At 41.2% G+C, this 12453-nt stretch carries 12 protein-coding genes and 1 tRNA gene; 6 read left to right on the forward strand and 7 right to left on the reverse strand.

What is annotated here, in order from left to right; translation table 11 throughout:
• Positions 1-55 precede the first annotated feature (55 nt).
• Together KTR07_RS07240 and KTR07_RS07245 are read left to right on the forward strand one after the other, a co-directional pair.
• Positions 56-199, forward strand: coding sequence for a hypothetical protein (locus tag KTR07_RS07240; RefSeq protein ID WP_181590423.1), 144 nt, complete (start codon positions 56-58; stop codon positions 197-199).
• A gap of 468 nt (positions 200-667) precedes the next feature.
• Positions 668-1210, forward strand: a complete 543-nt coding sequence (locus KTR07_RS07245) for a glutathione peroxidase (RefSeq protein WP_016269479.1) — start codon at positions 668-670, stop codon at positions 1208-1210.
• On the opposite strand, the gene KTR07_RS07250 is transcribed toward KTR07_RS07245, so the two are convergent.
• The 3 genes from KTR07_RS07250 to KTR07_RS07260 all read right to left on the reverse strand — a co-directional run bounded on the left by KTR07_RS07250 (position 1188) and on the right by KTR07_RS07260 (position 3103).
• Positions 1188-1730, reverse strand: coding sequence for an NUDIX domain-containing protein (locus KTR07_RS07250; protein ID WP_008760888.1), 543 nt, complete (start codon positions 1728-1730; stop codon positions 1188-1190). The two genes, KTR07_RS07245 and KTR07_RS07250, sit on opposite strands and share 23 nt — an antisense overlap.
• A 20-nt stretch (positions 1731-1750) precedes the next feature.
• On the reverse strand, positions 1751-2971 hold the full coding sequence (locus KTR07_RS07255) for an S-adenosylmethionine:tRNA ribosyltransferase-isomerase (RefSeq protein WP_113748833.1): 1221 nt from the start codon (positions 2969-2971) through the stop codon (positions 1751-1753).
• A 58-nt stretch (positions 2972-3029) separates the two neighbouring features.
• Positions 3030-3103 (reverse strand) — tRNA-Pro (locus tag KTR07_RS07260).
• A gap of 295 nt (positions 3104-3398) precedes the next feature.
• Here KTR07_RS07260 and KTR07_RS07265 point away from each other — a divergent pair.
• A complete protein-coding gene (locus tag KTR07_RS07265) occupies positions 3399-4262 on the forward strand; it encodes an AraC family transcriptional regulator (RefSeq protein WP_008760890.1) in 864 nt (287 codons plus the stop codon).
• Between the two features lie 123 nt (positions 4263-4385).
• Here KTR07_RS07265 and aroB read toward each other — a convergent pair whose 3' ends face one another.
• A complete protein-coding gene (gene aroB, locus KTR07_RS07270; protein ID WP_008760891.1) occupies positions 4386-5447 on the reverse strand; it encodes a 3-dehydroquinate synthase in 1062 nt (353 codons plus the stop codon).
• 80 nt (positions 5448-5527) lie between these two features.
• Here aroB and KTR07_RS07275 point away from each other — a divergent pair, with 80 nt between their 5' ends.
• From KTR07_RS07275 to cls, 3 genes are all read left to right on the forward strand, one after another.
• Positions 5528-5932, forward strand: a complete 405-nt coding sequence (locus tag KTR07_RS07275) for a hypothetical protein (RefSeq protein ID WP_008764219.1) — start codon at positions 5528-5530, stop codon at positions 5930-5932.
• Positions 5933-6012: 80 nt separating this feature from the next.
• Positions 6013-8826, forward strand: coding sequence for a TonB-dependent receptor (locus KTR07_RS07280; protein WP_117981298.1), 2814 nt, complete (start codon positions 6013-6015; stop codon positions 8824-8826).
• A 143-nt stretch (positions 8827-8969) separates the two neighbouring features.
• Entirely contained in the window at positions 8970-10409 is a 1440-nt protein-coding gene (gene cls, locus KTR07_RS07285; RefSeq protein WP_008764220.1) for a cardiolipin synthase, read from the forward strand.
• Positions 10410-10443: 34 nt separating this feature from the next.
• Here the strand turns inward: cls and KTR07_RS07290 are convergent, their stop codons facing one another.
• From KTR07_RS07290 to KTR07_RS07300, 3 genes are read right to left on the reverse strand one after another with little or no spacing between them, the layout of a single operon-like run.
• The gene (locus tag KTR07_RS07290) at positions 10444-10977 is read right to left on the reverse strand and encodes an RsmD family RNA methyltransferase (protein ID WP_117981299.1); all 534 of its coding nucleotides are present in this window, start codon (positions 10975-10977) and stop codon (positions 10444-10446) included.
• A complete protein-coding gene (locus tag KTR07_RS07295; protein ID WP_008760895.1) occupies positions 10968-11738 on the reverse strand; it encodes a DUF3822 family protein in 771 nt (256 codons plus the stop codon). Before KTR07_RS07295 ends, KTR07_RS07290 begins: the two co-directional genes overlap by 10 nt.
• The gene (locus tag KTR07_RS07300; RefSeq protein WP_008760896.1) at positions 11738-12424 is read right to left on the reverse strand and encodes a hypothetical protein; all 687 of its coding nucleotides are present in this window, start codon (positions 12422-12424) and stop codon (positions 11738-11740) included. The genes KTR07_RS07295 and KTR07_RS07300 overlap by 1 nt, the downstream gene beginning before the upstream one ends.
• Positions 12425-12453: the final 29 nt, after the last annotated feature.

Below are 12453 nucleotides of genomic sequence, written 5' to 3' on the forward strand. Positions count from 1 at the left end.
GTTGAAGCCGGGCACTACATCAGGTGAGACGAACCATTGAGCATTACTAAATCGAATGAAAAATGAATCAAACAGCAGTATCTCCATTGGGGGGGAGACTAAAAAGTCGATTCCATCTCTATTCTCCTCCTTCGGGAAGGAGGAGTGGTCGCAGACCGAGGTGGTAGGAGAAATAATGTTTGCTCCTATTTCTTTGTAAATGATAGGATTACGTATTCACCTACCACCTCCCCCTACGGGTACTCCTCCTTCCCGAAGGAGGAGATTTAAGATACTATTGACTATCATTTGACTCAAAACATGTTTGGACATGAACATAAACTCTATAACATTATCGATAGAACTCTATATGGCTAGAATTCAATGGTTTATAGTTTCCTATTATTTCCTGTAATGGAAACTGTCGTTTCCCGGTGAGGGAACGATCGTTCCTTATAATGGAAACGACCGTTCCTTTTAAAGGGAACTGGCGTTTCCTCCGAGGAAACCAACGCTTGCCCCATATGATACTGATGCTTGATTTATATGGACTGACAATTTAGCGTATAACTGAATTGTTGTTGAGCCATTCGGCATGGATACGAAGAAACAAGCAATCTCATGCTGCGGCAGAACATTTCTTTGCATAACCTCGTTTATTATATAACAAACTAAATATATATTCAGTATGAAGTCATTCATCTTAATGGTTATAACAATGGTATGTGCAATCTCTCTGGAAGCGCAGAATAAGTCTTTCTACGACTTCAATGTGACCACGATTGATGGTAAGGAATTTCCGCTTTCTTCCCTGAAAGGAAAGAAAGTGCTGGTAGTAAATGTAGCCTCTAAATGCGGACTGACGCCACAGTATGCCAAACTGCAAGAGCTATATGATAAATATAAGGATAAGAATTTTGTAATCATCGGCTTTCCTGCCAACAACTTTATGGGACAGGAACCGGGAAGCAATGAAGAGATCGCTCAGTTCTGTTCCTTAAAATATGACGTTACTTTCCCGATGATGGCCAAGATTTCCGTCAAGGGCAAAAACATGGCGCCACTCTACCAATGGCTGACGGAAAAGAAACTGAACGGCAAAGAAGATGCGCCCGTCCAGTGGAATTTTCAGAAGTTTATGATTGACGAGAACGGAAACTGGGTCGGCTTTGTGGCCCCCAAAGAGAGTCCGCTCTCGGAGAAAATCGTTACTTGGATAGAGCAGGAGTAGGAGCAGGGAAAAGAGACGGAATAAGGGATACTTTCTTTAATTCCCCTTCGAAGTTGGGGGTGAAAATACCTTTTCCGAGGTTTTCTTCTATTTCTTCGATGGTCCAGAATCGTCCGCCGTCCAGTTCGTCACTGGGGTGCAGTTCACCGTCATAAACAGTTTTGTGAACAAAGACAAGTTCTTTCTCACGATCCGATTCGAATACATAGCTGGTTAGCAGTTCGGGAGTAAAGTCCGTGATGCCTAGTTCTTCGCGGACTTCCCGTTTGAGTGCGATTTCTACACTTTCGCCCAAGTCAATATGTCCGCCAACGGCTGTGTCCCATTTTCCGGGCTGGATGTCTTTCCATTCCGGACGTTTCTGCAGATATAAATCTCCTTTCGAATTGAAAACGTGAAGATGGATGACAGGATGAAGGAGCTTGCTTCCGCTATGGCATTCTCCGCGTGTGGCGGCTCCGGTGATGTTTCCCTGTTCGTCTACGATGGGAAACATTTCTTGATTATTATCGCTTGGCATAGTTGTTTTTATTTTTTGGTTTACGGTATCAGCAGAGAAGAATCTCCATAGCTCAGAAAACGGAAATCGTGCGCCAGCGCATAATCATAAATTGTGCGCCAGTTTTCCTTCACGAAGGCGGAAACCAAAAGTAACAGCGTACTTTGCGGCTGGTGAAAGTTGGTCACCATCGCTTTCACTATCTTATACTGATATCCCGGAGCTATGATAATCTGCGTACTGCTGTGAAGGGCTTCCAGCCCGTTCCTGTCGAGGTAACCTAAAATCTTTTGCAGTGCGACTACAGGCGGAATTTGATCATACTTTTCGTATGGCTGCCATTGCTTGACGTGCAGTTCTTCTTCCGTAGCATCGGGATTTTCTGCCAATGTTACTCCGATGTGATACAGGCTTTCGAGCGTACGCACCGAAGTGGTGCCTACAGCAACAGCGCAACCGTCATGATCGATCAGCTTTTTGATCGTAGCCCGATTGACGGAGATATACTCCGTATGCATCTCATGTCCTTCTATCTCTTCGCTTTTCACGGGCTTGAAGGTTCCTGCGCCTACATGAAGTGTCAGTTCTTCCAGATCAATGCCTTTTTCCTGCAATGCTTCCAGTACACGGGGAGTGAAGTGCAGTCCGGCTGTCGGTGCGGCTACCGAGCCTTTTATTTTGGAATAAACGGTCTGATAAGTTTCTTTATCGCTCTCTTCCGTATCCCGGTTCAGATATGGGGGAATCGGCAGTTCTCCGAACACTTCGAGGATATCGGCAAAGGTTACTTCCGGATTGTTCCAGGAGAAATCGATCCAGTGGCTGGTGCCCCTGCATTCTCCACGGGTAGCGGTCAGAGTGATCGGGAAGCCTTTTACCGTCATCTCCCGTTTCAGTGCTCCGTCTTTCCATTTCTTCAGGTTGCCGATCATGCAGAGCCAGGCAGCGTGTTCCGTCTGCTGGAAGTTCAATACATAATCGTTGGGCTGAATCGGTTCCAGACAGAAGACCTCGATCAGCGCCCCCGTTTCTTTGCGGAAGTGGAGGCGTGCCTGAATCACCTTCGTGTTGTTGAATACCATCAGGCTTCCTTTCGGAAGATAGTTCGGCAAGGATGTGAAGACATCTTCGCTTACTTCACCGTGGCGATATACCAACAGTTTTGACTGGTCTCGTACTGCTAAAGGAAATTTGGCGATTCGTTCATCCGGTAGTGGATAGTTGTATTCGCTGATGTGAATATGTTTCGGGTCTTCTTTCATTCTCGTTTCAATAAAAAAAGCATCAATAACCCATCGATTATCAATGCTTTGTCGGTAGTCGGGATGACAAGATTCGAACTTGCGACCACACGCCCCCCAGACGCGTACTCTACCGGGCTGAGCTACATCCCGAATTGCGGTTGCAAAAGTAGTGCTTTATTTTTAAATAGCAAATAAATAGCCTGTTTTTTTCCATTAGCTGATTTTAGGATAAGTTTCCGTTTGCGGAATAAAAAGTCCTTTAGTCCATAATAATTCTAAATAATATAGGTGGTTGCAAACTAACATAACAGGGTTTTGTTTATAAAATTAAGTGAATAGATAGTGCGTAACTTCTTTAAAATGAAACCATATCGGCATACGAGACATGAGAGTAGTTTAGGATAGTATATTTTTGTATTTAGTTTTATTTAATGAGGGGGTAAATGTGTATAATAAAAATAGAGAAACGTTAGAAGCTTATGTCTTAGGTGATGATTTTAAGTATTTTCAGAATTTGAAGTATCTTCCCCTAAGCGTTTATCCTTCTAATATTCAGTCTGCTTTGGTCGTGTATTGCTTCAGCGGAAAGGCCAAGCTTAATGTATATGATGATTCGCATTGGATACAGCCGCAGGAATTGATTATTCTGTTGCCGGGACAATTCGTTTCGTTCACCGAGGCCAGTGATGATTTTCTGACTACTACGTTGGTGGTGTCGCCTACAATGTTCAGCGATGCGCTGAGCGGTGTGCCTCGCTTTTCACCGCATTTCTTTTTCTATATGAGGACCCATTATTGGTATCCTCAGACCGAAAATGATACCCGGCGGTTGATGAATTTCTTTGGAATGGTAAAGGATAAAGTGACGTCTAATGATATATACAGGCGTGAGCTGATTATTCATTTATTAAGATACTTATATTTGGAATTGTTTAATGCTTATGAAAAGGAGGCATCTCTGATGACTACCCGAAAAGATACTCGTAAAGAGGAACTGGCTAATAAATTCTTTGGGTTGATAATGAAGCACTTCAAGGAGAATAAGGATGTTGCTTTCTATGCTGATAAGTTGTGTATCACATCCAAATACCTGACGATGGTGATCAAGGAAGTGAGCGGCAAATCTGCCAAAGACTGGATTGTAGAATACATCGTACTCGAAATAAAGGCTTTGCTGAAGAATACGAATATGAATATTCAGGAAATTGCCGTGAAAACAAATTTTGCCAATCAGTCGTCTTTGGGACGTTTCTTCAGGAAACATACCGGAATGTCATTGTCCCAATACCGGATGAGTAACTTAGGATAATATAGAAGATGCCTGTGGGGAATAAAGGCATATGTGGGGAGAGGAGAATGGGAAAGGGAAAGAAGAAATGGGAAACCTTTTAGGGAATCCCATTCTCCTTCATTATTATAATAAGTTTCAAGATCAGACTCCCATACATTCGCGATAGAAGTCAAGCATTTCAAAAATGGTGTCTTTATCAGCTGTCTGGTTGATGCAAATATCTCCGATCTCTTTCAGTAAAGTGAAATTGACCGTTCCTGAGGTATTTTTCTTATCATGTTGCATAAATGCGTAGAGTTGTTCGTACTGCTTACAGTCGAATGCGAATGAACCATAATTCTCTTTGATGAATTGGATGGTCTGTCGCATCTTGTCTTTCGGAAAGCCGACTTTGAGGTGTGACAGGTAAAGCTCGCATACGATTCCCCATGCTACGGCATAGCCATGCAGCACGGGGCGATTCTCAGCCAATGCCAGACTTTCGAAGGCATGTCCTGCTGTATGTCCCAGATTCAGTGCTTTACGGATGCCACGCTCGAAGGGGTCTTGCTCCACAATGTCTTCCTTCACCTGTACCGATCGTCCCACCATATTTTTGAGATATGCATAATCAATGTTATTGGTATTGAAATCCAGTAATTCGACCCAGTGTGCGGTATTGCTGATTAATCCGTGCTTTAACATTTCAGCATAACCGGAGAAGAAATTCTGTGCATCGAGGCTGCGCAGGAATTCAGTTTCAATCAGCACACTGTCTGCCGGAGCAAACGAGCCTATCTCGTTTTTCAGTCCGTTGAAGTTGATACCTGTCTTACCGCCGACGGATGCGTCGACCATAGCCAACAGTGTAGTGGGTATATTGATATAAGAAATCCCCCGTTTGAAGGTAGCGGCGGCAAAGCCTCCCAAATCTGTTACCATGCCCCCACCAAGGTTGATGAGCAATGAGTGACGTGTAGCCCCTTGCTGACTCAGTGCCATCCATACGGAGGCCAGAGTCTCCAGTGTCTTATGCACATCTTCGGCTCCGATACAGATTTCGACTGCGTCTTTCAGAAACGATACCTCTTTCAATGAGGGCAGACAAAGACGCTGGGTATGTTCGTCTGTGAGGATGAATAACTTGTCATGCGGACACCTTTCAATGGCACGACCGAGGCTTGTTTCCAAGCTTTCGCAGAGAATGACTTCTTGTTTACTCATGATTCTTTTGCTTTTTCTTGGTGCAAATGTATATAAAATATCTTTTTTTACTTACTTTTGTCTCGTTAAAACGTTCAATTATGAAAGCATTGTTTCCTGTATTTTGCCGTCCTTTGGGATATGTGGTGTTGTTAGTAGCTTTGTTTCTTCTTCCGATTTTGCTAATGCAAGGGTTGATAACCGACCATAACCTGCTATTTTATAAGGAATGTACGAAGCTGTTGATGATGGCAGGATGCTTGCTGATCATCTTTGCCTTAAGCAAGAATGAAAGCCGCGAGACGGAACAGATTCGTAATGCGGCAGTCCGGAATGCAGTCTTTCTGACTTTTCTGTTTGTTTTCGGTGGTATGTTGTGGCGTGTTCTGCAAGGAGATGTGATCAATGTGGACACTTCTTCTTTTCTCACCTTTTTAATCTTTAATGTGCTTTGTTTGGAGTTTGGTCTTAAAAAAGCGCTTGTTGATCGATTCTTCAAAAGATAATTTTCTATTAAATTAAACCTTTTACGATTCTATTTGTCAAAAAGACATTGTTATTACTCTACTAATCGTAATTAAGGTAAATGAAAAGATTATCAGTTTGGTGGGTGCTTACACTGTTATGCACCTTCTCTATTTTTGCACAGAATAAGGTGATTACCGTTTCGGGGCGTGTTGTCGAATCTGACTCTAAAGAGCCAGCTGCACAGGCAACTATTCAATTGTTATCGTTGCCGGATAGCGCTTATGCAGCCGGTATAGCAAGTAGTAATAAGGGGTGGTTTACGCTCCCTAAAGTGAAAGCGGGGAAATATTTGTTGAAGGTTTCTTACATCGGTTTCCGTACGAAATTCGTTCCTGTACAATTATCCAATAATGTGACTGAAAAGAAAATGGGGACAATCTCTCTGGACCCTGATGCAGTGATGCTGAGCGAGGCTGTGATTACGGCGGAAGCTCCTCCTGTTACTGTAAAAGCTGATACTACAGAGTATTCTGCAGCGGCTTACCCTGTACCGGAAGGTTCAATGTTAGAAGATCTTGTGAAAAAAATTCCAGGAGCTGAAGTGAGTGATGAAGGTAAAATTACTATAAATGGTAAGGAAATAAAAAAGATAATGGTTGATGGAAAGGAATTTTTTTCTGATGACCCGAAAGTCTCTATGAAGAACTTACCTGCTAATATGATTGAGAAAGTAAAGGCTTATGATAAAAAAAGTGATATGGCACGTATCACAGGAATTGATGATGGAGATGAAGAGCCCGTCTTGGATTTGACCGTTAAGAAAGGTATGAAAAAAGGATGGATTGGAAATCTTATTGCAGGGTATGGTAGCCAGGATCGGTATGAAGGGGGAGTAATGATCAGCCGCTTTAAAGATGATGCCAGTCTTTCAATTATAGGTTCTGCAAATAATACTAATAATAAAGGATTTTCTGAATTTGGTGATGCCGGACAAGGACTAGGTGGAGGTAATGCTGGTTCAGGTATTACAACTGCACAATCGTTGGGAGTCAACTTCGCTAAGGATACTAAAAAGTTGCAGATCGGGGGGAATGTACAATATGGACATTCTGATAATGACGCTCGTCGCAAAACCTCTTCAGAAACATTTTTGGGGGAAACATCTTCTTTTGCTCAAAGTGAGAACTTTTCAAATCGTAATCGTCATGATTTTCGCGTTGATTTCCGTTTGGAGTGGAGACCTGACACATTGACTACGATTATTTTCCGTCCTAACGGTAGTTATTCACAAACAGAATCTAGCAGTCGTTCTTGGTCAAAGACGGAAAATAACTCGCATAGTCCTGTTAATGAAAAAGAGGCAGCTTCTTCTTCTAAAAGTCATAATGCATCTTTTAATGGTAGCTTGATGGCTTTTCGAAGATTGAACAATAAAGGACGAAACTTGTCTTTGGGTGCACGTTTCGGATATAGTGACAGCGAGTCCGATTCTTATTCTGATTCAAAGACTGAATTCTTCGAAAAGGATAGTATTTCTGATATTTCGCGCTATACAGACAGAAATAGTGATAGTCGTAACTGGAGTGTATCAGCTTCTTATACAGAACCTGTATTTAAAAATCACTTTTTGCAGTTGCGTTATGAATTTGCTCATCGCAAACAGTTATCACAATCATTAGTGTATGATAGTATTAACTACTATCCGTATCCTGAATATATAGAGCGTGGGTATGATAATGAACTAAGTACACGTGTGGAGAATTTCTATGATACTCATACTGCTGATGTTTCTGTACGTGGTATTCACCCTAAGATGATGTATAGTGTAGGAGTGGGGGTGACTCCTCAGTCATCCTTAAGTAAAACGACAATTGGTCCGAATTATAAGAAGAATCTTCCAGAACAGAATGTTTTGAATTGGGCTCCTTCAGTAATGTTCCGTTATATGTTTAATAAACAACATGTATTAATGTTCCGTTATCGTGGAAGAAGCAGTACACCTAACATTGAGGACCTGCAGGAGGTGATTGATATAACCGACCCGATGAACCTAAGATATGGTAATCCGAATTTGAAACCATCATTTAATAATAATTTTACTCTCGATTATAGAAAGTTTGTACCGGAATCTATGCGTAGCTATTCTGCTAATTTGTATTATACAAGTACATTGAATTCTGTAGCAAATAGAATGACATATGATCCTCAGACGGGTGCTCGGGTTTATAAGAAAGAAAATGTAAATGGTAACTGGCAAGCAAGAGGATTTTTCTCATTCAATACACCGTTGAAGAACAAGAAATTTACAATTTCATCTAATACAAATGCACGATTTAGTGATGCTGTAAGTTATACGAGTGTCGGAAGTTCTAAAAATGCAGATCAGGAACTAAGTACAACGCATAATTTAGGATTAGGAGAACGGTTTACCAGTAGTTATCGTAGTGAAGTTTTTGATATATCCTTAAGTGGTTCAGTTAATTATAATTTGGTCAGAAACAGTAAACAAGAAAATAGTAATCGAGAAACATTCGACTACTATATTGGAGGTAATACCAATGTAAACCTTCCTTGGCAAGTCTCGATTTCCACAGATGTTAATTGTCGATTTAAAGATGGATATACAGGTGGGCTAAATAATAACGAAGTAATGTGGAATGCACAAATTTCGAAGAATTTCTTAAAGAATAATTCGGGTACAATTCGTTTTAAAATATATGATATCTTAAAACAACAAAGTAGTTTGTCGCGTTCGATTAGCGAAACAATGATGAGTGATACTGAATATAATACTTTAGGAAGTTATTTCATGGTACATTTTGTATATCGCTTTAATACGTTGGGTGGAAAGTCACCAAATCGACGTGGACCGGGTGGTGGACCTAGAGGAGGACATGGCTTTGGCGGCGGTGGCAGACCTATGCGTTTCTAAATTGTGACTAGCTCTGAATAAAAACGGGAAAGTCCCGATGGCAATGAACATGACTAACATGACTTGCTATCGGGACTTTTTTGTTTATCCGATAATTTGCTTTATATTTGTTGTTCAGTATCCATATAAAAAAGGAGTATCCTATGATTGACTGGAACATACTAGTTAGCCAGATAGCTACGGTTGCTTTTGATATCGTTTATTTTGGAGCCATTATCAGTACGATTGTCGTTATCATTCTTGATAACCGGAATCCGGTGAAGACTATGGCATGGATACTCATATTACTTTTCCTCCCAATTGTCGGTCTTGTTTTTTATTTCTTCTTTGGTCGGAGTCAGCGTCGGGAACGTATCATCGGTCAAAAAAGTTATGACCGCCTTTTGAAGAAACCTATGGCGGAATACATGGCGCAAGACTGTTCGGATGTACCTGAAGAATATGCCCGCCTTATCCAACTTTTCCAGCATACCAATCAAGCTTTTCCATTTGAGGGAAACCGTATTGCTGTCTATACGGAAGGCTATACCAAATTGCAATCATTGCTTCGTGAGCTCCAAAAGGCGAAACAACACATTCATATAGAATACTATATCTTTGAAGATGATGCTATAGGACGTTTGGTAAGGGATGTACTAATCGAAAAAGCATCTCAGGGGGTTGAAGTAAGAGTAATTTATGATGATGTGGGGTGCTGGCATGTACCTAACCGCTTTTTCGAGGAAATGCGTAATGCAGGTATTGAAGTCAGGAGTTTCTTGAAAGTACGCTTCCCTTTGTTTACAAGCAGGGTCAATTATCGTAACCACAGAAAAATAGTCGTGATAGACGGACGTATCGGCTTTGTGGGAGGTATGAACCTGGCAGAACGTTATATGCGTGGTTTCTCATGGGGAATTTGGCGTGACACCCATATTCTGATAGAAGGAAAGGCTGTGCATGGTCTGCAAACGGCCTTTTTGCTCGACTGGTATTTCGTTGACCGTACATTGATTACAGCTTCACGTTATTTCCCAAAGATAGAATCTTGTGGAAGTTCATTAGTGCAGGTGGTTACCAGTGAACCCATTGGCCCCTGGAAAGAAATCATGCAGGGACTGACTATGGCGATCAATGGAGCGAAGAAGTATTTCTATATGCAAACCCCTTATTTCCTGCCGACAGAGCAAGTACTTGCCGCTATGCAGACAGCTGCACTGGCAGGAGTAGATGTGCGTTTGATGTTGCCGGAACGTGCCGACAACCGAATCACTCATTTGGGATCGCATTCTTACCTGGCAGATGTGATGCAGGCAGGTGTCAAAGTCTATTTTTATAAGAAAGGGTTTCTGCACTCCAAACTGATGGTTTCTGATGATATGCTCTCTACAGTAGGGTCTACCAATGTTGACTTCCGTAGTTTTGAGCATAATTTTGAAGTAAATGCCTTTATGTATGATGTGGAAACGGCTCTTGAAATGAAGGAGATATTCCTTCAGGATCAGCGGGAAAGTACACAGATCTTTCTGAAAAACTGGGTGAAACGTTCGTGGAGGAGGAGGGCAGCAGAGTCTGTCGTTCGTTTGTTGGCTCCGCTGCTTTAAAAAGGATGCTTCCTTTATCTGATATACTTTTATCTTATCTGAAAAGCGAGAAATTCACACTTCCATAGACTCTTCTTTCTATGAAATGCGGATGATCTTCAAAGTTATTTTGCTTACCATGCTCCAATACAAACAAACCTCCTTCTTTGAGCAGATTATTTTTGAATATTAGTTCCGGTATCGATTCCAGCTCCTTTAAAGCGTAAGGAGGGTCGGCAAAGATAAAATCAAACTGCTCTCGTCCGCTGTTGATAAACTTAAATACATCGCCACGGATAGGCAGACATTTGTCAGTTTGTACTTCTTTCATTATTTTGCAGATAAACGAGTGATGAGCCGGATCTTTTTCCACACTGATCACACGGTCGCAGCCTCGGGATACCAGTTCGATACTGATACTGCCCGTGCCTGCAAACAAGTCAAGTGCAGTTACTCTTTCTTCGAAATCAATATAATTATTAAGTACATTGAACAGATTCTCCTTGGCGAAATCTGTTGTAGGGCGTGCTTTGAATGTACGTGGTACATCAAATCTTCTTCGTTTATAAATACCGCTGATTACTCGCATGTTAATAAGGCTTGCATGTCAATATTGTTGGCAGGATTCATAATGAATACCTGCAGAATGAATTTTTTCAGTTCGTTCATCAATGTCTCTTTGTCCGACAGAGTGCCTGTCAGATGTAGTTCATCCCGTTCCTGATTAAATTCCAGTTGCTTCCAGACATATAATAGATAGTAGATACGATCTTCGGTTTGCATGCACTCGAAAGAGTTGGCCAAAAGTAGCTGCCCCCGTTCGAAACAGTAAATGTCAATGGCATCTTTGCGTACTGAAGCATACATTTTCTTACTATTCCCCAGTCTGCTTTTGATAGAAAAATACTCGATGAGCGGGGTAGACTGAGAGTAGAAGCGGGCTTCGGGATATTGTTCATTTAAGAATGTATAGGTGCTTTTGTCTATGCCGAAGATTACGACTACATTATTCTTTTTCAGAATATTGTACATCACTATTTCATTCTCCCGTTTCTGATGATTGTGATAGAATAAAAGCTCTGCCTGTTCTTCCTCAAACAGTTCCAATGGTATCATGGTAAAGCGTTTGCTGGCTATCATGATGTTCACCCGTTTGTAGGAGTAGCTTAAAAAGTCCGATTCGTGGAAAACGTTTTTAAGATTGGCTGTCAGAGACAGAGAGGTGTCTACCTCTTTTTCGAACAGCGACTGCGAATTGTCGTTAATCGGATTGTAGATAGAAAAAGAAAATCCATCCGTACTAAGACGGATGGATAAAGTATATTGTTTTGATTTTGTAAAATCAATCATTATTCCCAGTTACCAGCACCATTGTTAGGATTGTCAATAGAACCTACCATCAAACCTGAGTATCTGCCCAGTTTTTCATTAAGGTCTTTCAAATTGATAATTTCTTGTCTGTCAAGTCCGCCCAAGTAAGTTTCATATGGAGCTTTCACTTCAAACAAGTATACAGGAGCACCTGATTTAGCTGTGTCGTTTTTAACATTCATTTCAAAGATAGCACCGTTGCCATAAGGAATGTACTTCATTGAATCTGCATTGAAACCTTTTGGATAGATGGTGTCCATTACAGCTACCCACATGGTGTCACGCTTAAAGTTTTCAAGTCCGTTTTTCTTAACTTCATCATACTTGCCTGTTTTTTTAGCTTTGTTGATGATTGCCATTGCTTTCTTCTCAGTCAAGCCGCTTTCCAATTGGTCGTCTGTCAGCTGACCTACTTTCATAACGAAAGGTAATTTTTGATTTTTAACGAAATCAATCAGTGTGTCAAAATGTTCTGTGTACATTCCGTGATGAAGCGAACGGTATTCCTGTTGTGCTTTACGGATGTCGATCAAACGGGCAATGACAGCCTGCTCTCTTTCCTTTTTCGCTTTTTCAAAATTGATAGGACCCATAATACTGCTATAGCAAATGTAGATTAATGCAGCAGCACAGAGTACTAATACAATATTAAATACTGTTTTCATGATAAATTATGTTTTTAGTTGTTATATTC

Origin of the sequence: Bacteroides sp. MSK.20.82, from assembly GCF_019052485.1 — a bacterium.
Classification (GTDB): Bacteria; Bacteroidota; Bacteroidia; order Bacteroidales; family Bacteroidaceae; genus Bacteroides; species Bacteroides thetaiotaomicron.

Bases quoted from the DNA above. Each gene is read 5' to 3' on its own strand.
- aroB (WP_008760891.1), bottom strand. From the start codon at position 5,447: ATGAGTAAACAAGAAGTCATTCTCTGCGAAAGCTTGGAAACAAGCCTC.
- KTR07_RS07290 (WP_117981299.1), bottom strand. From the start codon at position 10,977: ATGCGAGTAATCAGCGGTATTTATAAACGAAGAAGATTTGATGTACCA.
- KTR07_RS07255 (WP_113748833.1), bottom strand. From the start codon at position 2,971: ATGAAAGAAGACCCGAAACATATTCACATCAGCGAATACAACTATCCA.
- KTR07_RS07280 (WP_117981298.1), top strand. From the start codon at position 6,013: ATGAAAAGATTATCAGTTTGGTGGGTGCTTACACTGTTATGCACCTTC.
- KTR07_RS07275 (WP_008764219.1), top strand. From the start codon at position 5,528: ATGAAAGCATTGTTTCCTGTATTTTGCCGTCCTTTGGGATATGTGGTG.
- KTR07_RS07240 (WP_181590423.1), top strand. From the start codon at position 56: ATGAAAAATGAATCAAACAGCAGTATCTCCATTGGGGGGGAGACTAAA.
- KTR07_RS07250 (WP_008760888.1), bottom strand. From the start codon at position 1,730: ATGCCAAGCGATAATAATCAAGAAATGTTTCCCATCGTAGACGAACAG.
- cls (WP_008764220.1), top strand. From the start codon at position 8,970: ATGATTGACTGGAACATACTAGTTAGCCAGATAGCTACGGTTGCTTTT.
- KTR07_RS07300 (WP_008760896.1), bottom strand. From the start codon at position 12,424: ATGAAAACAGTATTTAATATTGTATTAGTACTCTGTGCTGCTGCATTA.
- KTR07_RS07245 (WP_016269479.1), top strand. From the start codon at position 668: ATGAAGTCATTCATCTTAATGGTTATAACAATGGTATGTGCAATCTCT.
- KTR07_RS07295 (WP_008760895.1), bottom strand. From the start codon at position 11,738: ATGATTGATTTTACAAAATCAAAACAATATACTTTATCCATCCGTCTT.